Origin of the sequence: Brucella oryzae (assembly GCF_041929965.1) — a bacterium.
Classification (GTDB): Bacteria; Pseudomonadota; Alphaproteobacteria; order Rhizobiales; family Rhizobiaceae; genus Brucella; species Brucella oryzae.
Window position 1 is genome coordinate 1 of the sequence record NZ_JBHEEO010000035.1, and the last position, 23,348, is coordinate 23,348.

Sequence of the window (23,348 nt, forward strand, 5' to 3'; positions counted from 1 at the left end):
CCGCTCTGGCTGAGTATGAACGCGAACTGACAATAGAACGTACTGTGGCGGGCCTCTCTGCTGCGCGAGCGCGCGGGAGAGTAGGAGGGAGACCGCCGAAAATGACCAAGGCGAAGTTACGTTTGGCTATGGCTGCGATGAGCCAGCCGGGAACGAAGGTCGGGGAACTATGCCGAGAATTAGGCATTACCCGATCGACCCTTTATCGGCATGTCGGGCCAGACGGCACCTTGCGGACCGAGGGGAAAAAGCTCCTGCCAAGCTAGTCGTATTTGACATTGAAAATGTCGCAGGATTCATTGTGAAATGATTCTGCTGGATGGAGCAAAACATTGACTCCATTAAGGGAGATGATAACGGTTAGGACGTTCTCTTGTATAAAAGTACACCAATAAGCGCACCAAATAAAATCGAACGTGGGAACGACAGACTGGCGGAACAGATGAAGGGCATCTCAAAGGTAATAACGTTTGACGGCCCACCTGAACCAGAGAAAATAAAACCGGGTGAAGCCGGCGTGAATCTCTCTTGGTTGACAGAACTCGCGGATAACCCTCCTCCAAAAAACAGGCATTGGTCTAAGATGCTTCGGGAGTTGGTGTTAAATCCGCGAGCGGATGGGACAACTCCGACAAATGACGAGCTGGCGGCTAAACTCGAAGTCTTTCGAGATACAGTGATGCGCGCCAAAAAGCGTTGGCAAAAGATCGGCGTGATCTATCGCGTCAATTACAACGGCGTTTATGCTTACAATCCCAAAATGCTTGTCGCGAAAGACAAGGACGGGAATGTCATAAAGCACGTGTCGATTGATGTGCGGGCGGCGTCCGATATGGAGGCCTACCACTAGGACGACTAGCGGTACTTCTCAAAAAGATCGACCTGTTCGGGCTTGTCTCCGGCCGTCTCTGGATGTGCCGGAGCACTCGCATTTTCGCGTGCGGCCGCGGCCGCCGCTTTGAAGGCTTCTTCAAGCGGCAAGTCCTCTTGTTCGGTATCTTCGGTCGAAGGGAGCGCACCTCGTGGCGGCGGCGAGTTCTTACCAAGAACCGCCTTCACATAGACGTCGATATCGGCGTCACTGGTGAAGGTGCCGGTTGGTTTAAAGGTGTAGGTCCACTCGGCCGGAACGTTCGACGGGCGATGATCCTTTGCGTCTTCAGGGAAGGGGAATTTGACCTGATAGACGTTCTTGCCGATCCCGGTAACGAAGGCGGTCACACCTTTATCATCGACGCCCAATTCCGTGCTGAATTCCGATCGTTCGATAGGGCTGGCGCGATGCGTCTCCTTCAGCCATTTCGTCGTGCCATCGGTCATCATGTCCCGGCGATACTCATAGAATGTCGTCTCGCCCAGGTCACGTTCCATGCGTTCGGCTGTGGGGCCAAAGTTGATACGAGTTATGACCTTTGTGCCAACAGACGCAATGAGGACGTCAAGGACTTCCTGTCCGTAGTTTTTGGCGATCTGTGACAGGTCTTGCAGACCGAGAACGGCACAGACCCCCTTGGACCGACCGAGAGTAACGAAGCGCTCGAAATCCTGAATTTCAGGAAGCTGACCCCATTCGTCAAGGAAGAACCATATACGGCGCAGGTCATGGTCTGAAAGCAGGTTACTGTCCGTTACCGTAGAGACTGCGACCGCGTAAAGCGCGGAGATCCAGCCGTCAGACAGTTCGGCATATCGACCGGAGTGCTGGACAATGACAGTTCTCTGATCGGTCTTGTTGACCAGCCATTCACGCAACCGGAATCGCTGTCTTCCCTCATAGGTCGGCCATGCCGTCGCCAGCATTTCGAGCAGGCGCATATTCGTTTCGAGCTGTCCGAGAGTGGACATGACCTGCTTGTAATCGGCGGTCAAAAATATGTCGGCTCCGCGCTGATACTTGAGCATGATCCGGAGCAGTTTTTCCTGATCCTGACGCGTTTCATTGAGCAGATCGAGCCATGTCCATTCCTTCGGTTTTTCCGCCATCAGCTTGATAGCGCAGCCGGCGAGGACAGCGCGAGCGCTCTGCGTAAAAAACGGATGTCCGTCATCGGGAATGATACGTTGCGCCAATTCAACAGCGTCCTGTGACACGATCAAATCGGCCGCAATATCCCAAACCGCCGAACGGTCATCCTGTGGCGCCAGAAGAAGCGGAGGAACCTCTTTTCCGTCACGAACCGATGGAGGTGTTATGCGGGTATAGTCACCCTTCTCATCGAAGATGATAGCTTTGTCCCCGCGTTCGACAACGGAGCCGATCATGCGACGAAAAGTTACCGTCTTGCCACCCCCCGGAGCGCCAAGGATGAATGTGTGATTTGTCTCGCGAGGGAGCGTGTAATGCCATCCATTGAACATATGGATTCCGCGAGTCTTCGGATAGCGATTGTGCTTCTGCTCGTAACGAGCAGCACGCAACAAAGCGTCCATTCCCTCTACGACCATTCCCGAGATAATGATGCGTTGCCGAACCACGAGCCACTTCTGATAAATGAATACTCCGAGGAGGGCGAGAGCGACTATAAGAGGCGCAATAACGACTACCTGGTTGCGAATAGCTGAGCCGGCGAGGGGGCTTCCGATCGCTTCAAGATGGGATCGGCAAGCGCCCCATTTCCATATCGTCAGGCAATCCCATGCCTGCGAAAATGAGAGTTGGACGAAATGACCGTTCGCCGTAGGCCATGATGGGTTTACGAAACGGAAGTACCACAAGAGCGGCGTCATGACCGCCGCCACGATAGCAGTGATAACGAGAACTCCAACAGCAGGTTCAGGCGGTTTCCGTATCATTTCTCAAAAGCCTTCCTGCCTTTTTCGATCATCGCAATGCGAAGCTTCTCGTTATCCTTTTGCTCAAAAGCAGTCAGCAGCACACCGAGGATAAAGGCGGGGTTCTCACCACGAAGACCTGCCTTCACGACGAGCCCACCAAGCATGATTTTCTCATGCGCATCCTTTTGCCGATTTGCCGCCATCTTGTCTCGATACTCCCTTTGTCGCTTACCAAGCAGGAGCGCTAAGCGTCCCGCTTCACTCGGCGGGTGTTTGTTGAAATCGCTCGGCCACCTCTTTCAAAGCCTTGAGCAGATCGCGATCGGAGACTTCAACGTCAGCGAGGCCGGCTTTGACCGCTAGGCTTCCCAACCTTTCAGCTTCTTTTGCGCGCTCAGCGTCTAGCTGCTGCTGGAGACGTGCAATCTCGTCTTGGATCTTCGATACCTTTGATGTGCGAGCCACGAATAACCTCCGTTGTTGCGCTGTACACTCGTCATTGATACCGCCAGTTGCTCTATACGGCAAGATTGAATTCCACTCGATAAGCTGTCGAGCAATAGCGAGACACAGAGAAAAACAAAGGGTTGGCGTAGCCAACGCATTGTCAGTCCCGTCCGGAGCCGCGCAGCGCTCCGGTTTCTAAGGGCGCACTTATGTATCGACAAGTCGATACCTGCTTGTTATGTGTGTTCGCATGGCGATATTTCATCTTCATGCGAAGGTTTTAAGCAGGGCGACCGGGCAAAGCGCGGTCGCAGCAGCATCATATCGCCACTGCGCCGCCATGACTAATCAGACCTATGAACGGTCCTATGATTTTTCCAACAAGAGGGGAAACGTTCACAGCGAATTCGCGATACCAGCTAATGCGCCGGATTGGGCGCAGGCTCTTGCGAACCTTTCCCCGGTTCAAGCGTCGGAGGCCTTTTGGAATAAAGTTGAGGCATCCGAGAACAGGAAGGACGCGCAGTTTGCTCGTGAAATGACACTTGCCCTGCCCATTGAGTTTTCGCGAGAACAGAACATCGCCCTGGTCCGCGAATTCGTGGAGGAGAACTTTTCAAAGAAAGGGATCGTGGCGGATTGGGCGTATCACGAGATCAAGGGCAATCCGCACGTTCATATCATGAGCGCTTTGCGGCCTCTGACAGATGAGGGATTTGGAGCAAAAAATGTTCGCGCGGTTGATGAGAATGGTGAGCCGAAATTCTCGAAGAACGGCCATGCTCTCTATCGCCAGTTCGCCGGAGACAAGGAGCTCATCCCTGCACTGAGAGAAGCATGGGCGGATGTGCAGAACCATCATCTTGCCTCACACGGGTTCGATATTCGTGTTGACCACCGCTCCTATTCAGAGCAGGGAATTGCGATCCAACCAACCATGCACCGCGGGCCTACCGCCGAGGGGATGGACCGGAAAGGGGTGAAGTCGGATCGCATAGAGATCAATGCAGAGATCGAAGCGACACGCCGCCAGCAGGTGATGGCAGATCCTTCCATCATCCTGAAGCTGATCACCGCTGAAAAGTCTGTCTTCGATGAGCGCGACGTTGCGCGAACAGTCCATCGCTACACCGATTCCTACGAGGATTTTCAGGCTCTGTTCCTCCGCGTAGGCGCGCTTGAAAATCAGGTGATGATCGCATCACCGATCTTTGATCCGATGACAGACAAGATCATTGAGCGCGCAAAATATACAACGACGGAAGTGCTCGATACCGAACGAACCATGATCGCTTCTGCGCGGTCGCTAGTCGGTCGGGACGGTTTTGCGGTCAATCAGAAGAGCGCCGATAAGGTTGTCGCGGATGTTGAGAAACGTGCCGGTTTCAAATTCGATCCAGAGCAAAAGGTTGTCATTTCTCGGCTGACTGAAAATGCGGGTATCGCCGTCATGGTCGGTTACGCAGGTGCCGGCAAATCGACAGTGATGAACGCAGTACGCGCGGTTTACGAGGGAGAGGGGAGACGTGTCGTAGGCGGAGCGTTGGCCGGCAAGGCTGCTGTCGGATTGCAGGAAAGTGCTGGTATTGAATCCCGCACACTTGCCTCCTGGGAGGCATCTTGGAAGAACGGCCTTCGCCAGTTGGGGCCGGGCGATGTGTTCGTACTTGATGAAGCTGGCATGGTCGGTTCGGCACAGATGCAGCGATTTGTTTCTGCGGTGGAGGAAGCCGGAGCGAAGCTCATCTTACTTGGCGATGCGCGCCAGTTGCAGCCGATTGAAGCTGGTGCCGCCTTCCGGGCTATTGCCGATGACGCAGGGTATATCGAGCTTACAGGCGTTCGCCGTCAGCGCGAAGAATGGATGCAGAATGCGACCATTGAATTCGGCAAGGGGAATACCGCGGACGCGATCGGGCGCTACGTCGAACATGATCTCGTACAGCTCGAACCTGACAGTGCATCGGCTCGGAATTCTTTGATCGCCAATTGGCGGAGTGATTGGGAGGCCGGCGTCGATGTGTTGATGCTTGCGCATCGCAATGTCGATGTCCTCGCTCTGAATATGGCTGCCCGTAACGTCATCAAAGAGGGTGGCGGTCTTCAGGAAGAACACGGGTTCCGGACTGATCGGGGCCAGCGTCAGTTTGCGGTTGGGGATCGTATTGTATTTCTGGAGAAGAGCCGTGAGCTTGGCGTCGAGAACGGTTCATTCGGCAATGTCGAGGAGGCTAGTCGCGGCCGTCTCGTGATTGGTCTGTTTGACGGTCGAAGCGTCACCGCCGCACAGAGCGATTACGCGAATATCGATTATGGTTATGCAGCGACGATCCATAAGAGCCAGGGCGCGACGGTCGATCGTGCCCACGTTCTGGCGAGCCCGACGATGGACGCGCACATGACGTATGTTGCGATGAGCCGGCATCGAGATAGTGCGACCCTTTATGCAGGTTCCGATGAATTCGGAACTCTGGATAAGTTGGTGGATACACTTTCACGCGATCGCATGAAGGATACCACGCTCGCTTATGAACGGACTGACGATTACCGTCTGAGCGTGAAGGAATTTGCTGAACGGCGAGGCATCCCATCATTGAGCGAAATTGGGGATATGTTCCGTCATCAGCTTGCGGCATTGCGAGAGCGCTTCACGAAAATTGCAGAGCGTTTGGAAGCCATCGGTACGAAATTCGCCCATGTCATTCGGCCCGAGCAGCATCAGGGCAAAGCCGCCGAACATCGGCCGGAATATCAACCGTCACAGCGGCAAGTCGTAACGGTTCCGGACATCACATTCCCCGAAATGACTTCTGCGGTTCGTCAAGCCCTTTCCCGATTGGAGCATAATCTAGGACATGCCGAAATCTCCGATACGGATCGTGCACGTCGGCGTTGGTTCACGAGTGCTGGATATGAATTAAGGGACGGTTCAGCCGCCACGGATCTTCAGCGCTTCAATCGGGAAATTGCGTCCATTGTTCCGCAAGCGACTGTCGTTGCCATCGGTCCGGATCTCGGCGCCGACGATCGCAATCAGGTTCAGTCGCTGATACCGGAGTCGGTTCGAGAGGCTTTCATCGACAACTGGCCACTGATCCATGCCGGGCAGAAGGCCGGTCAGGACCTCACGCGCCTCGAAATCGCGCAGACGCTCAACAGCGAAGCGAAAGAGAGGCTGGTAGTCGAACAGTATGAAAAGAGGCAGGCGATGTTTGCGACACCAGAAAAACCCCTTGTTGCAGCTATCTCCGACTGGCGCGATAGCATCGAGGCGACGGTTGCGGCACGGATGGAAACCCGGCCGGTCATGCAATCAGCAACACGCCGTCTTGAGACGGCTGTTGCAGCCGTTTGGCAGCGGCCGGAAGCTGTGCTTTCTGCGCTGCGGAACCGGATCGATGACGGACGGGTTCCAGTCGCCGATTTCGCGCAGTCCATTCGGGATAATCCAGCATCTGTTGGCGAGCTTCACGGCAGCAGAAGCATGTTCGGCCGAAATGATGGCGTGCGAGAAAAGGCGCTGGCAGCGGTCTCGCCGGCGATCTCGGCCTTGCAGGATTACGGCCAGGTTCGAAGCAATCTGAGAAATGATCTGACCAAGGACGAGCAGCGGTTCCGTACCCTGATGCGGGAGCCAGTTGATGATCTTTCGCAGGCTGCACGCGAGCTTGTCGGTCGTATCGAGAGAACGCCTGCAGATCGTCTAGGGACGTTGATTAGATCGGCGGATGATCAGCAGGCAATGGGTGAGTTGCGCCGGTTTGTCGAGACAGTTCGCGACCGGTTCGTTTTGCCGGGAACAAATGAGCTTGATCGCGATCGCCTCGCCCAGGCGATGCCTGGTGCTGATCAGCAGCGGGTTGAAGCGTTCGCAGCCGGGTACGCGAAAGCTGACCAGCTTGTGACGACCGTTCAGGCCGCTCAACAGGCGCAGAAAATCGAGATGGCACACGAGCAGCAGCAAACGCGCGGACGAGAGAAGGGGCACGGAATCTCGTATTAAGATTGTAGGAAAATGCCCGCTTTGGTGATGCTGTATATTGCAAAATCCGTCAAATTGGGTAGGACTGAATTTGAGAGGGTGATCATTCCATTGATCGCTTGTCCATAATGAGAGACAAGGCGACTTTTGATGCGGAACTCAGTAATTGTAGCTCTGGCATTCCTATTAGGTGCCTGCGCGAACAAGAAAGAGAATTTCGATACTCTATCGGTTAGAAAATATCTCGATTCGTCGTTGGCGACTGTGAATGAGGAAAAGCGATATGCTTCGCTATATCCTAGAGCACTGGAGCCTCACGCAAGTAATACTGTCAGGCTGCATCCAGAAACCGCCGGACAAGAACTTTTACAGCCGGTCCATGCCCGTTGGAACGGTACTCTTGATGATATCACACGGAAGGCGGCCCGCATGGCCGGTTATTCCGTTCGGGCGAATGGAGAACGTTCAGGGTCTCCAATCTTGGTTTCGGTCCATTGGGCTGACATGACGCTTCTTGGACTTTTGCGGGAAGCGTTCGGCCAAGGAAAGGGGCGTGCATGGTTGGAAATTGACCAGTTCGCACGCGTCATGACCATCCACTACGCCCGGCCTGAAAAAAGCCCGGTCCCGCACCTGGACGACACCAAGCTATGAAGCAGTTTCCAACAATCCTTGCCGCACTGTCCGTCTCTGTTGCCCTGGCCGGTTGCACCACGACCGGTTCATCAAATCCGGACGAACCGCCTCCACCTCCAACCCTTGGCGGAGTGGACAATCTAACCGGCGGGACGGCCGCACCGATGACTTACGAGCAGTTTGCCCGTAAGACGCGCAGCGGGACCGGTGCGAACGCGGTTGATTCAGAGCGGTATTCGGCGCTGCGCGACGCAGCGCTCTCATATGCCGCTCAGGCCGCCTATGAGCGGCGTTCGTGGGAGATCCTGAGAGAGCTTGAGGCGCAATCGTCGAGGCTTTCGCAAGAGTTCAATTTCAATGATGTGGTCTACAAGGCACCGAAAGAGGCGGGCTATGTCGTTCCTCCTGTTGTGAGCAGGGCCAAGGAAGCGATCACCATCACGGACGGCGGCCGCGAAAGCGTTGCGGCCGATGAATATTACCGCATCGAGAAGCCGGGTCGCCTCGTGGCCGTGATACCGAGCTGGCGCGATTATCTGGTTATCGGCGTCGATAAGACGCCTGATCCCTCAGACCAGTTCCTTCCTTCTGGAAAGGAAGAGCGAAAGATTTGGGACCGCTATATGGCTGAAGGCTGGCGGCAGGGGCGGATGCAGGCCGAGGAAGCATTGAAGGAGAACATGAACCTTCTTCGCCGCGACTATTTGGGAATGGTCGAATATCGGCGCCTTGTTGATGCTGGCCTGGTCAAGAGCCTTGTAGTGACGTCGAGCGAGGTTCGTGCCAAGGGCACGCCGGAAGAGCTGTTTATCGGCCAGCGCCGGGTGAAGATCGAGAATGCCGCAACATTCGTTTCCGACCCGCGGCGTTGGAAACCGATCACTCGGAGATTCGAGGTCTCCAAGTGAACGGAAATTCTATATCGAGCCAGACAAGCACGGTCGATCCCGCCGACCCCCTTGGCCTTCGCAAGCAGGAAGGGGGGTATGGCGGTCTCTTCATCGTCGTAGCGCTGATTGCTGTGGTTGCTGGCTATTGGCTCTATAGGCGAGGGAAATGATTGACGAATCGCGTCTGGACGATACTCCATTCAAGCCAACCGACTCCTTCGTACCCGTTCTGAAGGAAGAGCCGACGCGGTTTGATTCCTCGCCCGAGATTTTCGACACATTCATCGTTGGGGCCGGCAAGCGCGGGGCGTCTGACATTACCATCCAGTCGGAAGCCCGGCCGCGCATCCAGATCAATTCTCGCCAGCATTTCGGCACCAAGCGCATGTTACTGCGCTCAGAGGTCGATCTGCTGCTGTCGTACATCTGGCGATCGAGCGATGCACCGAGCATTTTGCGGCAGGGCCGTTGTCTCGATTTCTCCTATGAGGTCCAAGTCAGTCGCCATGAGCGGCATCGCTTCCGCGTCAATGCAACACCGATCACGAAAAACGGCGGCTCCGGCGTCGAATTGACGATGCGCTCGTTGCCGTCGCGCACGCCGACCCTGGACGATGTTCAGTTTGAGCAAGAGTTGAGGCCGTTCCTCAATCCAAAATCCGGCATTATCGTCATCGCCGGCGGTACAGGTCATGGAAAATCAACAACCATGGCCGCGATCACCCGTCACCATCTCGAAAACCACGAAAATCCGCGAAAGATCGTGGATTTCCAGGCTCCGATAGAATTCACCTTTGCCGACATTCTTAGCGAGCAGGGCGATTCTGCGAGCCTGATTGGCCAATCAGAGATCGGGGAGGGCCGTGATCTTCCGACCTTTGCAGCCGGAATCTGGTCATCCCTTCGGCGAGCGCCGGCGATCATCAATGTCGGTGAGGCACGCGATCATGGCTCTATGAGCGGCTGCATCGCGGCCAGCATTCAGGGCCACATCGTCAATACGACCACTCATGCCGGGTCGGTTGCCGAGGGCCTACGGCGCATGGCGATGGAGTTCCCGGCCGAGGAGCAGGCAGCGCGAGCATTCGACCTGATCAGCTCGTTGCAGATCTTTATCACACAGCATCTTATCCGCACGTCTGACGGCACAAGGCGCTTTGCAGTCCGCGAATTCCTTGTGTTCGATGATGATGTTCGCGACCGGTTTCTGGATAAGCCGATCGACGGATGGTCCGCTGTGGTGCGCCAGCTCCTGAAGGAAGGCATGAAGTCCGACAAGGTGATTGCACGACCGCTCGCGCAATCCACCATGAAACTCGTCGATGAAGGCTGGATCACGTTGAGCGAGGCACGGAGCTTTATTCCGCGGTCGATGTTCGAGATCCTTGCATAGAGGAGAAACGGGATGGCTGATCAGGATTGGTATACGGTTATGCCCATGACCGAGGCCCAGGAACAAGATGCGCGGGGAGACCTGACGCTGATCATACGCGGCGAAGATCGAGATTTAGCCTGGGGCCGGCTGCGCACGCTCCTCGATCACGAGCTTGCTGAGATTTCACATCCTGTCATGACGCAAGGAAGTGTGCGGTCGCTGAATCCGACCGACAAGGGGCTCGCCTTTTTGGAACGGTGAAGAAATGACAAAGAACAGCGTTGGAACGCCGCCTGTGCCTAAAACAGGCCTCATCGTTGGCAAAGCACAGTCGGGAAAATCCGTGACAATGGTAACAATTCTGCGCAAGTTGATCCGCGCGGATAATAATGGGGTGGGTCAATGAACGAAATAACGGTCAATCTTTCAGATGATCAGGCTAGGGCATTCGCGGAGTTCCTGAAACGCGTCTTGCCAGAGGATTTTGAGCGGCGCTCCGTCGACAAAGCCGAAGCCAACCGTATGTGGGACGCCGGATCGGAAATCCGACGAGCATTGGCCGATAAGGGCTTTTCGCCCCGGTGAATCAAAAATATTCAGCAATATCAATGGCTTAGTTCCATAATAAGGGTTATGCGACTAAGCCATTGAATTTATTGGAATAAATATGGCTACTACTTCTTGCCGTCATTGTTCGTACTCACCTGTCGCCAGCAACGCTCCATACTGTCCTAAGTGTGGTGGCAAGAGGCCCGGCGAGCGGTGGTATGAAATACCAGTTGGATTAATGATTCTGGCAGCAATCTGCTACTTGGCGTGGCTGTTCTTCTCGTAAGGGGCGTTACGCAAGGCCGCCGACAAACCCGCTTAGCTCATCAAGCCGCACCATCGAAATCCGTACTGTGCCACGACAGCCGCGCGCTCTGCAGATTGTTTCGCGCTCGAGCTCGTCGATGTACAGGAATTCGCGTTCCGGCGAGACGCATACGATGGCACGGGTGAGGTAATGCACGTGACCGCATTTCCTGCACCGCGCTTCGAGCTTCTGGTTGTCGGCCAGGTCGCCGACCTTGACGCTTTGTTTCCAGCCCATCACCAAAAATCCTCCGCGGACGGAATGCGTGTGTATGAGATCTTGCCGCCGACATGACCGCCGGCCGGCGGCCGCCATTGGCCGAGACTGACGACCGTGGCGGCATAGCGCGCATTGAGGTTGTCGATCGCCTTGCTGGCGTTTTCCCAACGCCGGCGCTGCCGATCGTCATTGAGAAGCAAATCTAGCTGGCGCTCGTGCGCCGGCGTCAGATCATAGAGCGTGACGCCAATCCGGAAGATCGTAAGGCCGCGTGGATAATCCTGCGTGACCTTTTCCCATAGCTCAGAGAGCGCTGATAGGATCGCCTGGTCGTCGTTGACAACCGGCAGGTGACGCTTTCCCATCCACGATCCCTCTCGGATCGATAGCCATAGCCAGACACCGGACGCGTAGAAATTCTCGCGGCGCAGCCGTCGCGCCGCCTTTATCAAAAGCAGACGCGAGATTTCCCGCGCGCCAGTGATCGTGCGAGATTCCGGAGGAAGGACGCGCCCATGTCCGAACATGCCCCGGCTCGATGCCTGGGCCTGGATGTCGTAGCCATGGAGCGCATACCAGAGCCGTTCTCCGGTGACATTGTTCCAGAGCCGGCGCATGTGCTTCGGCTGGAGATTGTAAAGTTGCTCGGTCGTATAGATAGACGATCGATAGAGCCGCTTCGCCATGTTGCCACCGACGCCTGGAATGTCTTCCATCGCAACGGCGAACAACGGCGCCGGCAGATCAACCGGCCGCCAGATCGCCAGCCCGTCGCCGTACCGCCCTGCCCCACGCTTACCCTCTTTGCAGGCGATTTTTGCAAGCTGGCGATTGGCGGCAAAGCCGATCGAACATGTGATAAATGGGCCGACGTTCTCCGCGATCGCGGCCTTGATGCGGGCGGAAAGCCCCTCCGGGTCATTCCGGCCGCTCTCGTCGAGACGACAGGTCAGCTCGTCAATCGACTTCGCCGTATCGATCGGAATGACGGTCTCGATTTCTGACAGCAGGGCATTATGAGCCCGCCGGTACAAATCTGGCTTTTGTGGAACAAGCACAAGATCCGGACAGAGGCGTTTCGCCTCATCGATCGGCATTACATTCTTGACGCCGTAGGCCTTTGCCTCACGACTGCACGCGATGACTGCCGAGCGGGTCGTGCCGGCGAACGGTACGACGCCGATCGGCCGCCCCCTCAAGCGTCGGTCACACTGCTGCTCAACGCTTGCGAAGAATCCGTCAAAATCTAGGTAGAGCCGTTCGATCGTCTCCGGTTTGCGCATTCTGTCTTCGCTCCTGCATAGAACAAAAACAGAACAACGGAGAGACGGTTCCCGTCAAGAGGAATTTTTTCTTATGCAACGGTAAGAGCCGTTTGCTTGGTGGCGGAAATGAAAAAGGCCCGCAAGGCGGGCCTTCTGCGCTTGGACGACCGTTCTTAGCCGAACGGCAGGAAATGACGCCGAATTTTCCTGGCGATCACGTTTGAGAATATCAGCAACGCGGCAAGAGCCGCAAAAATCGATATTTCGAAGCTATATTGGGCGGGATTAGCAAAGATGTTTCCAACTCCACTCGTTAGCAGCATGAAAGCCCAATAGCCGGCCAAGCAGACGAAGACGACGGCGAGGACCGTCGGAACAGAGAAAACGATAAGCAGCGGAGTGAAGATCACCATCCGCACCACTTTTTCAGTCTTTGTCAGACCGTGGGCGTCAACGTCGTAAATGGGACGCAGATACTTCGGTAAGGTCATATCGGCTCCTTTCGCGCCGTTGTTGCCATCATTGAACCATAACTCAGAACCGCTCTTATAGGAAGGTTCGGCCGGCACCTGTTACTTCCGAGGCAGGAGTTTTCCGACTGTAGTTGGGATATGCTTCGCCCCTTCAGAAAGTCGGCCGAGTTCCTTGGTTGTACCCATGGCTGCAATATTAGCTCGCATCGCAGAATGTGCATCGAGGTCGTCGCCGATATGGTCGAACCACCGGAAAACCCGGCCCGGAAATTCTGCGATCAGGGAGAATGATCGCTCAATGATGACGAGATAGACCGCCGCCATGAAAAACATGACGACAAAAATCCCAAGGAACCATGCCAAGCTAACAAAGCTATCTCCCACGAGTGATTGAGCAGAGGTCAGAGCGTAGTAGAGCCCGCCATTAATGAGAACACCCATGATCCGGAAAAGGATCATTCCGAGGAGGAGCCCAAAAAGCATGAGGACCGGCGTCAGAGTGAGCGCCAGCACCATGACATAACCGCGCCGGGCCTGGCTGCCGCCCATCCCCTTCCCTTCCATAGAGAGATGCGCGATCGCCCAAAGTGGGGCGGCGAAGATGGCTTCCATTACCAGAAGGAAGAACGCGCCAATTCCGATCACCCATGTCACCATCGGAACCATTGGAAGCACGAAGGCAAGGAACATGCCCATGGCCCCAATGCCACTTATGACCCAACCGACGAAGTTCGAAAGGACTGTTATACCGGTTCCCACGTATGGCACCACTGCAAGGACAGACAACGCGATGATCGCAGCGGTCGTATAGAACGTGACCTGCGTTCCAAACGTGACGAGACCGATCATTGGATCGTTGGTGGGCCTCATAGGATTAAGGAACTCCAGTGCCTCGTAAAGCGAACCAGCAGATGGCATCCAGTCGGAAATATCGCCGCCGCTGTCCGCGAACGCGACGCGTTCATTTACGAACGCCCTGATCCCGCTTCTGGCGACGCTTTCGTTCCACCATTCAACGGTACCGTTGTAAGTCGCCGAAATCTGGTCGAGGAACTTCTTGGCGTCGCCGTCAGCCGAGCCGAGTAAGTACCAGTTGTTATCCGCGTATTGGGAAGCAATCGCATTGCGCACCGATCCACCCGGATTCGACGCGGCGCCGATCGCTCCTCCTGGCGTCACTTTCGGAAGCGCAGTTGCTACCGAATTAGAGTCAGCCGACAGCCGTGCGATGAGCTGATAATAGAATCCCGCTTGCAACCAGCCGCCGTTCTTGAGATTGCCGGCTAGTGCCTGGCTTTGTGAATCTCCGACGGGCGTCACCTGCAGTGGATCATCTGCTTCCGCAACGTCTTTGCCGGCTTTCTGCAATTTATCATCACCGATATATTGCTTCAGGATATCCGCGTGCTGCTTGCGCCAGTCGTTGAGATCTTTGCGAAGATCACGATAGGCCGGCAATTGTTCACGCTTGCTGATCGCCTGGGCGAGCTGCGCAGCAGTGCCAGAGAAGCTGTCAGCGGTTTTGGTAACAGCTTGCTGCATGGCTTGAATGTAGTCGTTATAGGACTTGCCGGCAGCTTCAGCCAGTCGCTGGAAACCCGTCGTTTGGCCGGGCAGGCTGACGATGCCACAAGCACCATAAGAATTCGGCAGGCTATATGCCATTTGCGGTACACCTGATACCGTTCGCCAAGACCCGCGCGAGATTCCGTCTAGTCCATCACCTCCTTTGGACACTTCGAGATTGTACACCGCCTGGCAAAGTTCGGCCCGCCACAATCCCTGCAAGAATTGACCGTCAAGGGCGTCATAGTCACCGCCCACGACTGGCAATCGCTGTTCAACGATGAGATCGACCGTCTCATTCCAGAAGAATGAGGCGGTGGCCGTGCTCACGTTGACCATGTAGGCAATGCCATGCTGAGCGGCATTATATCCGGTTGGCATGGGAATTAGGGCACCTACCGCGAGGATAGTGCGCAACGGCACCCACATTGCCGAATGCCGTCTTCCAAGTATCTCGCCCTCGTGGGCGGTTTCCGTGACGCCTACGACAACATTGTAGATGAACAGGATTGCCGCAATCGCGAAGAACAGAACATTGAAATTCGCGATCAGCGAGGAAATGAGGGTTTCGTCGTTAGGGCCGGTGAAGAGCGGCCCAAAGATCATATTCAAGAAGGAATTGGACCGTGCGTCTCCCTCGCCCTTGATGATATCGGCAATATTGATGTCGTCGGCGTGCGCGACGCTTGCCGAGATCATCCAAAAAGTAGCGAGAAGTCCCACCCGGTTCATGATTAATCGTCCTTTGATAGGATCTGCATGTTTGAAGGCAGACGGTCGTTAAAGTAATCGCGCACAGCGCCGATCCGGCCTTGACGGATCTGCCATGCCCGAAAGTCAGCCTTCATCGCCAAAGCGAAGGTGATGACTGCCACCAGGCACCCGCCGATGAGAAGATAGAAGGACCGATAGCCGAGAACGTAGAGAGCCGGGATAGCAGCGAGTGCAATGCAACCTGCTACCATGTAGATGCTGGAATCCCTGTCCCACGCCGCCAGCGCTGCATCTATTTCCTTTGCGTCGAGCCCGTCACTCAGTTCTTTGAAGCGCTGAATGCCGCCATCGGCATATCGATCTCCGAAGCTTCTCGCCTTCAACCGGCCTTTCGGCCGCAACTCGTCGATCGTGTTCTGAACATTGTCGGCAGCATCTTCCGCAGCATGTGATGCTGCGTTGAAAAAGACCTTGATGCCGAAAGCCCGTTTCAGGTTCCAAGAGGCGAAACGACGGATGCGACCTTGCTCACTCATTGCGCTGCGCTCGCTGTCGTTACGGTCGTGCGACTGTCGCGCTCGTCAAGGCTGTTCGACAACAGCGCTGCAATTGCCGATGCTTGGCGGCGCTCGAGATTGAACCTCATCCAATCGACATGAAGGTTGAGAGCCTGGGTTAGCAGTTGTTCGCGCTGCACAGCGGCGGGAGACATGCCAGCCAGTTCCTTGTGCCACTCTGGATTGGAAAAGCGGGAGCGGACGAAAATATCTACCGCCTGCAGTTCGGAAACATGCTCGCCTACTTCGTAGGGATAGGATTCCGTCACGGCTTTTTTCGCCCAATCCGCAAGTTCTTTGCCACCCGTAGGAGCCGCAATGTCACCAAGATAGCTGTAGATCGAATGTGCTGCCGAACGGCGGGTAGCATCGACCTGACGAGCCGCAACTTGCGCCCTGCCGGCCGGCGATCTCATTTCCGCTTGAGTGATCGGCTTTGGCGGAATCGGATCGACCATGTTGTTGATCATCCGGACGTAAGCCTTGGATACTTCTCCATCCGACGTATCGAGAGTGATCGCGTCGGTTAGGAGGCGAACATCTGAAGTCGGATCAGCGAAGCCGGCGACATTCCTCAACTCGTCACGGTCTGCAATGATCGCGTTTGCGACCGCCAACCCACCTTCCGTTACCGGTTTGCCAATATCCTCGTTGCCGTATGACCAATTGCGGGATGCGTTGGCAACATCGTTGCCGCCGTAGCCCGCGACCCCCTGCCCTGGCTTGCCCATGCTGAAGATGCCCGACAAGTCGAGGCAGGCCGAGGTAGCCGGATCGTACCGACCGCCTTCCGCTGCAGCTCGGGCCTTCTGGCGCTCACGGATGGTTTCTGCCATCTGAGCGGCTTCCTGGGTCCGGGAGTTAGCTTCGATCGCGCGGTTCTGATAGGCACTCAATTGCGCGACGCCCTTCAGAATGGTTTGCGCAATCTGGTTGCCAACGTCAGTCGTATGAGAATTGATGTTCTCCTGAGCGCGGTAGACGATGTTTTGAACACCGCCGCAGGAGCAAGCGGCCAGTGCCGCATTACCGACGGAAAGGGACGCGAAAGCCGTTCCAGCAAACAGCAACGATTTGATGACTGCCTTCATCACAGGCCTCCCGGTCCATAGAGATCGTTATAGAGATTATTCAAAAGCGAGCCGTCATTCTCACGCCGCCCGGAGTTGTTGACCGAGGGCTGGTCCATATTTAGCGAGCCGCCCTTGTAATCATAGTTCAACGTCGGCACAGACCCGCCGCCCATACCGCCGGGCAACTGCAAGGAATCGAAGGATGGCAATTGAAGCGCGGACTGGAGCGGTTCAGTCACCTTGTTCCATTGCTCTTGCGCATAGGAGCAGATTTGCTGTTCGGCGTTCGACAAAGCCTGATTGAAAATCTGGCTCAGGTCCGGAACCTGGATTGCAAAATCAAGATTGACCTTCATCAGATTGTCGAGGCAGCCGAGCGAATCCAGTGACGGTGGCTTTTGAAGGGCTGCTTCATGGCGCTTCACTTCCTTGTCGATACCCGCGCGAATGGCCTCGACGAGGTTGATTTTCACCGTATCGACGCAGCCTTTGCCGCTATCTTTGAAAAGCTGCTCTATTTGGTCTGCATGAGCCGGCGAGGTCGCCATTGCCAGGCCACTAACGGCACAGACCGATAGAAGTCGGATGATTCTCATAGCGTTGCTTTCTCCCCTTGGAATGGTGGGATTTCTCGGATGAGAATCGGCCGTTTTGTGCCGATTCCGGGGAACCCTTCGGTCTGGTCGTACATGCCGCCGCCAGTCTCTCCGCCTAATCCGCCCTCCAAACCTGCGAAGGATTGACCGTTCATGGCCGCCATGCGTTTCAGCAAGTGAGCTTGAAGCTCTGCATAGGAGGAGAAGCCATTCGCCGTCAGATACGAGGCAGGCAAGACAGAGGGGTCAAAGCCGCTGGCGACCCAATCGTTGAGCGCACCGGCGCCGAGGAAGTGAGCCGCGCCGAGCAATCCGTCCTGGGTGATCTCGACACCGTTGATCGTCTGTCCGACGAGGCCGCGCGCCTGACTGCTCAGGGATGACCAATTGCGGGAAGCGAGCTCCATATTCGCCGCATCTTGAAGAGCGGCCCCCGCGCTCGAATAGCGAAGATCATTCAGGCTATTGACGCCTGCGGCTCTGGCCTTGTCGGTAGCGACATAATTGTTCCAATTGCCGGTGGAACCACTACCCGTATATTTGAAATATCCGAGAGATTCCCATGTGCCGGCCGTGATCTGATAACGACCGACGGCACTACCGCCGTTTCCGTTGAAGATTGAATAGGAGTTGCCGCCTTCGAGCTTGGACGTGTTTTCATTATAGTCCGCCCACGCAGTAAACGGCTGCAGCAATGCCAAGCACAGTATGACCATAATCGAGCGTTTCATCGCTTCTGCCCCGCTATCGTGATCTTCATGGCGTTGATGACGGAGCGCGGGTTTTTGTCGCCAAGCGAATAGGTCACAACGCCGTCCTGCGTCGCGACTTCGATCAGATGACGATTATTGTCGTCACGCTCGTCAATGACTGAAAAATCTGGTCCCCATGCTTCGAGAACGTCGATGAGCTGCTTTTTCCCATCGAGAAAGATCACGGGACACGCCGAATTGCCGCAATAGTAATTTGACCGCACCAGAATAGCGGTCTCGTCACCATCCTTAATATTGACGTCTTGAGCGAGAACATTCGACGGCTCGAGCGGTTCTGACCCTCCCTTGAAGCGCTCTTTCAGCGCTTCGGTTGCGGCCTTCAGCTCATCTTCTGTCGGAGTTCTGTTCTTGCGCTCTTGGGGTACGGGTTGAGCCATATAAGCCGTTCCCGACCATTGCCAGAGGCGATGACCATCATAGAGCGGCTTCATGCCCGTCGCTGCAACGGGACCAAGCCCAACGGACTTGCCCGGCACCCGCCAAACCTCAAGCCATTGTTTATCGTCATAGTACAAAGCGGACACGAAACACCCGGTCGCACAACCGCGGGCCTCGCCGAGCAAGACCACCATCTGGTCGTAACCATCTGTCGGTTCTTCGAGCCAGACGCGCTTTGCCTGCACGATACGAAAATCACGCCCATACATTTTCCGCGCCGTCGCCGTCGCATCCGAGTCCTGCTTTTCGAAATTGATGGTTTCCGTCACCAGGTCGTCAATGTTGGACTGAGCCAGAGCAACGCTACCAATCGCGCTTGCCAACAGCGCGGCTGTAATTGCCTTTATCACGAGGCCTCCTTGATCAGTTCGTCCGCGAGCTGGCGAATTGCGTTGCCCCGAACCTTGTCATCAATTGCGACGCCACGATCTTCCATGTCTGCAAGACGGCGCTCGATCGTGTCCTTTGCCGAACCTGAAGGGAAACGGCGCGCGAGAATGCGCCGGGCTGCCTTCGAACCGAGGCTTTCGTAAAGCATCGTGCGTAGCGAGGTGTCCTCAGCCGTCGTTGAGAGCGCCCAAATTTCAATCGGGCCGAGCTGGTTGAATACGTGCTGGACATACGTGCCTGACCGCAGGTTCAGCATCGCCAGCAGCGGTGCGCCCTCCCCTTCGATCGGACCACGAAGCCCGCGCATAATGTCCATGATCGATGGGGTAAGATTGTAGGTCGATGCAATCTGACGGATAGATTCCTCCGTCGGCACGTTACAGAACCAGAAGCTGTTGGCGAGTTTCTGAATGCTCGTGTCGAAATCTTCGAGAAGCTGAGACGCAAGCGTGATTTGCACGCCGGCCTTACGACCGACGCGGCCGAGATTGATCATCTGGTCGCGGAAGCTGTCCAGGCCGCCAGTCAAATGATATTCGTCGACGCAGAGGCGCTTGCCCATCTGCCGGTTGTTCTCGATCCGCTGAAGATGATAGGCGCGAACCTCGTCGCTTAGATCACGAGCACGGATCTCGTCAGCATCCATCCAGAAATCGGTGGTCAGGGTCTGAAGCGAGACCATATACATGATGGCGGTCTGTCGCTTGGCGTGTGGACCTGTCTTCGCGGTTACGCCGGCAAGGTCGAACGCGATGATGCGGGCGTTCGAAACATCGAACCGCGTCGGTCGGGCCAGGATCGGATAATCGCGGCACGCCGCCGTCAACATGCGCTGGAAAGCTTTCAGCACATCCTCGCCGGTTGGTGCCTTCATATCTCGGAATGGCTCTCGTACGATTTCGGAGTTAGAGACATTCACGAGATCGGCCAAGGTCGGGACGGCATAGCGCTGCGCTAGTGCAGCCTCATGATATCTCCCCTTCGAGAACAGATAGTCGGTGATCTCGTACCATGTCGTCGCGGTGTCAATCTCGAAACCAAGCTCTTCGAGCGCGGCGTCAACCTCGAAGGAATCGGATTTGGAATAGCGCTTCGGTGAGCGGCTATCGCTGAAGAACTTATAGGCTTCGTCGATCGTTGCGCCCGCAAGCGCACTGATACCGTCATAGGTCGCCTCCTCACCGTCCGGGGTACATATGAGGCAGAGCAGGTTTACAAGGTAAGCTCGCTCATATTCGAAGGGGTGACGCATGCACAGTTGCAGGTCGAGCGGGTTGACCGAATATTGTTCCGACATTTTCAGCCGATGAAAGACGGCTTCATGGCGGCGCTGGACCGGTAGAGCATCGCGAATGAGGCTGATCAGGCCTGACGACGATGGACCAATGTCGATAATCGAAATACGCGGCAACAGGCCCTCGTTAGACCTGCTTCGACCTGACTGGCGTGACAACGCCACGCCGAGATTGATCGAATTCATCAGGACCGATTTGCCGGAACCCGGCGTGCCGACGATCAGGTCAACCCAGCCCAACTGTTTCGAGGAACCGGGTTGATACGGCCACAGCTTGCCGTCTTTCGTCCGGAACATGACGGAACCCTGTTGCCATGGGCTTGCAGGTCGTGCGATCGGCGCAAGGGCAAAAGCGTCGGCAAGGCTGGCGGCGGCCGCCGGTGCTGTCGATTGTGCATTGAGCGCTAGAGCCGACGACATCACGCACTGGACGGGATCTCCGACCAGTGCGTCCGTCTGGCAGTTGCCCCATCGTTCTACCGTCCGCCGCAGGGTCGCCACATGCCGCTGCAGCGTCTCTATATCCGTCTTTGGCGCCCATGCTGCAAACGAGCAGCGCCACCGAACGACGGTATCATCCGCGCCGTCATCAAGACGCAGTTTCTCGAAAGCCTTCTTGATGCGTGAATTGTGGATCGGTGCGGTCCACGTCATGATATTCGTATATGTTTCCTTGAACATCTGCCCTTGGAAACCGCCGGAATCGATCAGCATCGACATCCGCCAGGAAATGCGTTGATTGCTGTCGAGCACCCTCCGGATCAGGTCATTGAATTGCACAACGACTTCCGGTCCAAGCGATATGTCGAAACCGGAGAAGACTGTTTCACCAAGTTGCACCGTCGTTTGGTCAATGATTTCGCCATGCTCATTGATGAGCTGTCGAGAAAGCAACGGCCAAAGGAGGTTCGAAACCTCGCTTTTCTTGAGTTCTTTGACAGATTTGGGCATACGAGCCCGCGCATAATCTCCGGGTAAGATCGCCTTCCAGCTATCCCCCGCGATCAGATATTCCGGGTTCAGCACGCCTTTGATCTGCGACAGGGCCTCATGCACTTCCAGCGGCTCGATTTCGATACCGACAATGTTGGCTTCTCGCACCATAGCCTCGCAGAAGGAGCGATGCCTTGTAACGAGGGCGTCGATCGCCAGCGCCGGCCACTGTGCATGCCGCATTTGCGGCGCACCCTGCATATCTTTGCGGGCCTTTTCCGAACTGGTTTTCAGCTCTTGGCGCGTGAGCAAGGTAGGCCGCGACCACAGCGCCATGAAACAACGCTCGCCGGTCAGACGTTTCGGCAACAATTGCCGCCGCTCGTCTATGAGATCGTGAATATCGAGGCCCGTATCGGCCGCAACGCCTTCAGTTACCGCAAGTGCACGATTGATGTCGGCCGCACCTAGTTCCGGGGTGTGCCCGAACCAGAACTGAAGCGTATAGCCGGCAGTTCCCAATTGCGAGCTGAAGGCAAGGCGGAGATCCGTCACCGCCTTGCTGATTTCCTTCTCGCCCGGCATGGACCGGAAGCCTTCAAGCCGAAATACCGTCACCAACGAACCGTCATCGGCAACAAGCATGTTTTCGCCTTCAGATGTCACAAGCCGGCAATAGCCGTCCAGCGACTTCCGCAGCGCCGACCGACCGATAACAGCCGCCAGCGTGTCCAGAATTCCGATCCCTCCCATCATCAGTTGATCGACCGCAAGGTTCCGTCAACCGACGTGGTATCGGCACCAGAGCCGAAGAACGTCGTCACACCCATGCCGAGGAATTCCGGAACGGCAATGAACAGTGCGGCCGCAACGCCGAACCAGATCGCCGTAGCTGGCCTTGAAGACGTATCATGCGGGTTGCGGTTGTGCTGCACCAGCTTGTTGATCGCCAGCATGGCGAACACAACACCAATGATGAACGAAGCCGCGCCGAGGAAGTCACCGGCAGGGCCGAGCGTATCATTGCGAACATTCGTCAGAACTTCGCCAAGGCCGCCACTCGATTGAGCGAGCGCCATGGTCTGGTAAGCAAACGTCCCGGCAAAGAGTGCCGCCGTTTGTATCCATGCCTTCTTCATAAGTGCTTTCCTTTCTTAGCCGAGCACAAGTTCTTCGATATAGCCGACGAACATCACGATATTCATCGCGAGTGTGCCGCCGATTAGGTGTGCGATGCCGAAGCCTAGAAGGCCCGGCGAATGCGCAGTTACAGACCTGTTGCACATCAGCAGACCGCGTATGAATCCGAGTAATCCGATAAACTGGACAACCCGCAGGAGAGCGATCAGAACAGACCGTGCTTGTTCATGATCGAGCGGAGCGAGCATTTCTGGCGCGTAAGCAAAAATTTCCGAGGCTGCGACCGTCTCGTCCACCTGGAAAAACGACATCAGGAATGCCGATATTGTAGATGACAGGGAAATTAGCAGGACGGCAGTGATGATCCCTGCCGTTGGCGCCCAAACTACAGAATCACCTCGCCCAATGAATTGACCAGACGAGCGACGTTCGCTCGCTAACGCGAACCCGTGGATAGATGATAGAGCCAGAACAATACCGATAATGAAGCATGTCGCGGCAACAAGCGCCTGTGCCGGCGGGATCAGGTCAGCGAGCCGCTGAACCAATCCCACCAAGCCATTCAGTGCTTCACCGTTTCCGCCCATGGCTCACCCATTTTACTGCGTCGCCGCAGCATCCTCTTTCGGTTTATCTCCGGCGGCGCTCGCTTCCGCTACCTTTTCCGGCTTCGGAGTTGGAACGGGTGGTGCCTTCGCCTTCGGGGTCACAATCTGATGTCGGGCATTGCCGAAAACCGCCTCGTCTGCCGGAGCTTCCCCGTCATTGCCAGCTTGAGCGGAATAGCCGTTTCCTCCCGGCTGGATCAGGCCGATAATTGCCTGATCCTGTGCCTTGAGTTCTCGCAGATGCGTGATGATCGTATCCACAACGCCGTTCTGCGAAGTCAGCGTTGTGACCTCCGCACGCAATGCATCGTTGTCGGCACGCAAATCAGCTACCTGACGTTTTAACGC

At 55.9% G+C, this 23,348-nt stretch carries 25 protein-coding genes; 9 read left to right on the forward strand and 16 right to left on the reverse strand.

From position 1 onward, the window contains the following. Both JNC70_RS21500 and JNC70_RS21505 read left to right on the forward strand, forming a co-directional pair. The coding region (locus JNC70_RS21500; protein WP_374788961.1) for a helix-turn-helix domain-containing protein at positions 1-266 on the forward strand (266 nt) is incomplete at its 5' end. A 107-nt stretch (positions 267-373) separates the two neighbouring features. Next, positions 374-850, forward strand: coding sequence for a hypothetical protein (locus JNC70_RS21505; protein ID WP_146617407.1), 477 nt, complete (start codon positions 374-376; stop codon positions 848-850). A 5-nt stretch (positions 851-855) separates the two neighbouring features. On the opposite strand, the gene JNC70_RS21510 is transcribed toward JNC70_RS21505, so the two are convergent. The 3 genes from JNC70_RS21510 to JNC70_RS21520 are packed head-to-tail and all read right to left on the reverse strand — an operon-like array spanning position 856 to position 3,240. After that, positions 856-2,793, reverse strand: a complete 1,938-nt coding sequence (locus JNC70_RS21510) for a type IV secretion system DNA-binding domain-containing protein (protein WP_100560293.1) — start codon at positions 2,791-2,793, stop codon at positions 856-858. Continuing rightward, entirely contained in the window at positions 2,790-2,978 is a 189-nt protein-coding gene (locus JNC70_RS21515) for a conjugal transfer protein TraD (RefSeq protein ID WP_100560295.1), read from the reverse strand. The genes JNC70_RS21510 and JNC70_RS21515 overlap by 4 nt, the downstream gene beginning before the upstream one ends. Positions 2,979-3,033: 55 nt before the next feature. Continuing rightward, positions 3,034-3,240 carry a TraC family protein gene (locus JNC70_RS21520; RefSeq protein WP_157803361.1) on the reverse strand — a complete coding sequence of 69 codons (207 nt, stop codon included), beginning with the start codon at positions 3,238-3,240 and terminating at the stop codon, positions 3,034-3,036. 232 nt (positions 3,241-3,472) lie between these two features. Between JNC70_RS21520 and traA the strand changes: the two genes are divergently transcribed. The 7 genes from traA to JNC70_RS21555 all read left to right on the forward strand — a co-directional run bounded on the left by traA (position 3,473) and on the right by JNC70_RS21555 (position 10,690). After that, positions 3,473-7,225, forward strand: coding sequence for a Ti-type conjugative transfer relaxase TraA (gene traA / locus JNC70_RS21525; RefSeq protein WP_278503355.1), 3,753 nt, complete (start codon positions 3,473-3,475; stop codon positions 7,223-7,225). 129 nt (positions 7,226-7,354) lie between these two features. Further along, a complete protein-coding gene (locus tag JNC70_RS21530) occupies positions 7,355-7,858 on the forward strand; it encodes a DotD/TraH family lipoprotein (RefSeq protein WP_100560301.1) in 504 nt (167 codons plus the stop codon). Continuing rightward, a complete protein-coding gene (locus JNC70_RS21535; RefSeq protein ID WP_100560303.1) occupies positions 7,855-8,748 on the forward strand; it encodes a type IV secretory system conjugative DNA transfer family protein in 894 nt (297 codons plus the stop codon). Before JNC70_RS21530 ends, JNC70_RS21535 begins: the two co-directional genes overlap by 4 nt. Next, the gene (locus JNC70_RS21540) at positions 8,745-8,900 is read left to right on the forward strand and encodes a hypothetical protein (RefSeq protein WP_157803363.1); all 156 of its coding nucleotides are present in this window, start codon (positions 8,745-8,747) and stop codon (positions 8,898-8,900) included. The genes JNC70_RS21535 and JNC70_RS21540 overlap by 4 nt, the downstream gene beginning before the upstream one ends. After that, on the forward strand, positions 8,897-10,123 hold the full coding sequence (locus JNC70_RS21545) for a type IV pilus twitching motility protein PilT (RefSeq protein WP_100560305.1): 1,227 nt from the start codon (positions 8,897-8,899) through the stop codon (positions 10,121-10,123). The genes JNC70_RS21540 and JNC70_RS21545 overlap by 4 nt, the downstream gene beginning before the upstream one ends. Before the next feature lie 12 nt (positions 10,124-10,135). Further along, entirely contained in the window at positions 10,136-10,366 is a 231-nt protein-coding gene (locus tag JNC70_RS21550) for a hypothetical protein (protein ID WP_100560307.1), read from the forward strand. A 141-nt stretch (positions 10,367-10,507) separates the two neighbouring features. After that, a complete protein-coding gene (locus JNC70_RS21555) occupies positions 10,508-10,690 on the forward strand; it encodes a DUF7706 family protein (protein WP_100560309.1) in 183 nt (60 codons plus the stop codon). 256 nt (positions 10,691-10,946) lie between these two features. Here the strand turns inward: JNC70_RS21555 and JNC70_RS21560 are convergent, their stop codons facing one another. The 13 genes from JNC70_RS21560 to JNC70_RS21620 all read right to left on the reverse strand — a co-directional run bounded on the left by JNC70_RS21560 (position 10,947) and on the right by JNC70_RS21620 (position 23,324). Continuing rightward, positions 10,947-11,198 (reverse strand): hypothetical protein, encoded by a 252-nt coding sequence (locus JNC70_RS21560; RefSeq protein WP_100560310.1) that lies wholly within the window; start codon positions 11,196-11,198, stop codon positions 10,947-10,949. Then, positions 11,198-12,463 (reverse strand): Y-family DNA polymerase, encoded by a 1,266-nt coding sequence (locus JNC70_RS21565; protein ID WP_100560312.1) that lies wholly within the window; start codon positions 12,461-12,463, stop codon positions 11,198-11,200. Before JNC70_RS21565 ends, JNC70_RS21560 begins: the two co-directional genes overlap by 1 nt. A 155-nt stretch (positions 12,464-12,618) precedes the next feature. Then, positions 12,619-13,014 (reverse strand): hypothetical protein, encoded by a 396-nt coding sequence (locus JNC70_RS21570; RefSeq protein ID WP_100560314.1) that lies wholly within the window; start codon positions 13,012-13,014, stop codon positions 12,619-12,621. A 3-nt stretch (positions 13,015-13,017) separates the two neighbouring features. Continuing rightward, entirely contained in the window at positions 13,018-15,216 is a 2,199-nt protein-coding gene (locus JNC70_RS21575; protein WP_100560316.1) for a DotA/TraY family protein, read from the reverse strand. 2 nt (positions 15,217-15,218) lie between these two features. Further along, complete coding sequence (locus JNC70_RS21580) at positions 15,219-15,734, reverse strand: hypothetical protein (protein ID WP_100560318.1); 516 nt, start codon at positions 15,732-15,734, stop codon at positions 15,219-15,221. Then, the gene (locus JNC70_RS21585) at positions 15,731-16,846 is read right to left on the reverse strand and encodes a conjugal transfer protein TraW family protein (RefSeq protein ID WP_100560320.1); all 1,116 of its coding nucleotides are present in this window, start codon (positions 16,844-16,846) and stop codon (positions 15,731-15,733) included. The genes JNC70_RS21580 and JNC70_RS21585 overlap by 4 nt, the downstream gene beginning before the upstream one ends. Further along, positions 16,846-17,424 carry a hypothetical protein gene (locus tag JNC70_RS21590; RefSeq protein ID WP_100560321.1) on the reverse strand — a complete coding sequence of 193 codons (579 nt, stop codon included), beginning with the start codon at positions 17,422-17,424 and terminating at the stop codon, positions 16,846-16,848. The genes JNC70_RS21585 and JNC70_RS21590 overlap by 1 nt, the downstream gene beginning before the upstream one ends. Beyond that, complete coding sequence (locus tag JNC70_RS21595) at positions 17,421-18,155, reverse strand: hypothetical protein (protein WP_100560323.1); 735 nt, start codon at positions 18,153-18,155, stop codon at positions 17,421-17,423. Before JNC70_RS21595 ends, JNC70_RS21590 begins: the two co-directional genes overlap by 4 nt. Continuing rightward, complete coding sequence (locus JNC70_RS21600; RefSeq protein WP_100560325.1) at positions 18,152-18,985, reverse strand: hypothetical protein; 834 nt, start codon at positions 18,983-18,985, stop codon at positions 18,152-18,154. The genes JNC70_RS21595 and JNC70_RS21600 overlap by 4 nt, the downstream gene beginning before the upstream one ends. Beyond that, the gene (locus JNC70_RS21605; RefSeq protein ID WP_100560326.1) at positions 18,982-22,008 is read right to left on the reverse strand and encodes a putative type IV secretion/conjugal transfer ATPase; all 3,027 of its coding nucleotides are present in this window, start codon (positions 22,006-22,008) and stop codon (positions 18,982-18,984) included. The genes JNC70_RS21600 and JNC70_RS21605 overlap by 4 nt, the downstream gene beginning before the upstream one ends. After that, entirely contained in the window at positions 22,008-22,391 is a 384-nt protein-coding gene (locus JNC70_RS21610) for a hypothetical protein (RefSeq protein ID WP_100560328.1), read from the reverse strand. The genes JNC70_RS21605 and JNC70_RS21610 overlap by 1 nt, the downstream gene beginning before the upstream one ends. Before the next feature lie 15 nt (positions 22,392-22,406). Next, positions 22,407-22,703: a hypothetical protein gene (locus JNC70_RS21615; RefSeq protein ID WP_374788962.1), complete on the reverse strand. Its 297-nt coding sequence runs from the start codon at positions 22,701-22,703 to the stop codon at positions 22,407-22,409. 288 nt (positions 22,704-22,991) lie between these two features. Next, positions 22,992-23,324 (reverse strand): hypothetical protein, encoded by a 333-nt coding sequence (locus tag JNC70_RS21620; protein ID WP_112700681.1) that lies wholly within the window; start codon positions 23,322-23,324, stop codon positions 22,992-22,994. Positions 23,325-23,348: the final 24 nt, after the last annotated feature.

Excerpts from the sequence above, each read along its gene's own strand:
- JNC70_RS21515 (WP_100560295.1), bottom strand. The coding sequence starts at position 2,978 with ATGGCGGCAAATCGGCAAAAGGATGCGCATGAGAAAATCATGCTTGGT.
- JNC70_RS21545 (WP_100560305.1), top strand. The coding sequence starts at position 8,897 with ATGATTGACGAATCGCGTCTGGACGATACTCCATTCAAGCCAACCGAC.
- JNC70_RS21560 (WP_100560310.1), bottom strand. The coding sequence starts at position 11,198 with ATGGGCTGGAAACAAAGCGTCAAGGTCGGCGACCTGGCCGACAACCAG.
- JNC70_RS21605 (WP_100560326.1), bottom strand. The coding sequence starts at position 22,008 with ATGATGGGAGGGATCGGAATTCTGGACACGCTGGCGGCTGTTATCGGT.
- JNC70_RS21575 (WP_100560316.1), bottom strand. The coding sequence starts at position 15,216 with ATGAACCGGGTGGGACTTCTCGCTACTTTTTGGATGATCTCGGCAAGC.
- JNC70_RS21595 (WP_100560323.1), bottom strand. The coding sequence starts at position 18,155 with ATGAAACGCTCGATTATGGTCATACTGTGCTTGGCATTGCTGCAGCCG.
- JNC70_RS21610 (WP_100560328.1), bottom strand. The coding sequence starts at position 22,391 with ATGAAGAAGGCATGGATACAAACGGCGGCACTCTTTGCCGGGACGTTT.
- JNC70_RS21550 (WP_100560307.1), top strand. The coding sequence starts at position 10,136 with ATGGCTGATCAGGATTGGTATACGGTTATGCCCATGACCGAGGCCCAG.
- traA (WP_278503355.1), top strand. The coding sequence starts at position 3,473 with ATGGCGATATTTCATCTTCATGCGAAGGTTTTAAGCAGGGCGACCGGG.
- JNC70_RS21590 (WP_100560321.1), bottom strand. The coding sequence starts at position 17,424 with ATGAGAATCATCCGACTTCTATCGGTCTGTGCCGTTAGTGGCCTGGCA.
- JNC70_RS21580 (WP_100560318.1), bottom strand. The coding sequence starts at position 15,734 with ATGAGTGAGCAAGGTCGCATCCGTCGTTTCGCCTCTTGGAACCTGAAA.
- JNC70_RS21535 (WP_100560303.1), top strand. The coding sequence starts at position 7,855 with ATGAAGCAGTTTCCAACAATCCTTGCCGCACTGTCCGTCTCTGTTGCC.
- JNC70_RS21585 (WP_100560320.1), bottom strand. The coding sequence starts at position 16,846 with ATGAAGGCAGTCATCAAATCGTTGCTGTTTGCTGGAACGGCTTTCGCG.
- JNC70_RS21510 (WP_100560293.1), bottom strand. The coding sequence starts at position 2,793 with ATGATACGGAAACCGCCTGAACCTGCTGTTGGAGTTCTCGTTATCACT.
- JNC70_RS21565 (WP_100560312.1), bottom strand. The coding sequence starts at position 12,463 with ATGCGCAAACCGGAGACGATCGAACGGCTCTACCTAGATTTTGACGGA.
- JNC70_RS21555 (WP_100560309.1), top strand. The coding sequence starts at position 10,508 with ATGAACGAAATAACGGTCAATCTTTCAGATGATCAGGCTAGGGCATTC.
- JNC70_RS21615 (WP_374788962.1), bottom strand. The coding sequence starts at position 22,703 with ATGTCGTTTTTCCAGGTGGACGAGACGGTCGCAGCCTCGGAAATTTTT.
- JNC70_RS21530 (WP_100560301.1), top strand. The coding sequence starts at position 7,355 with ATGCGGAACTCAGTAATTGTAGCTCTGGCATTCCTATTAGGTGCCTGC.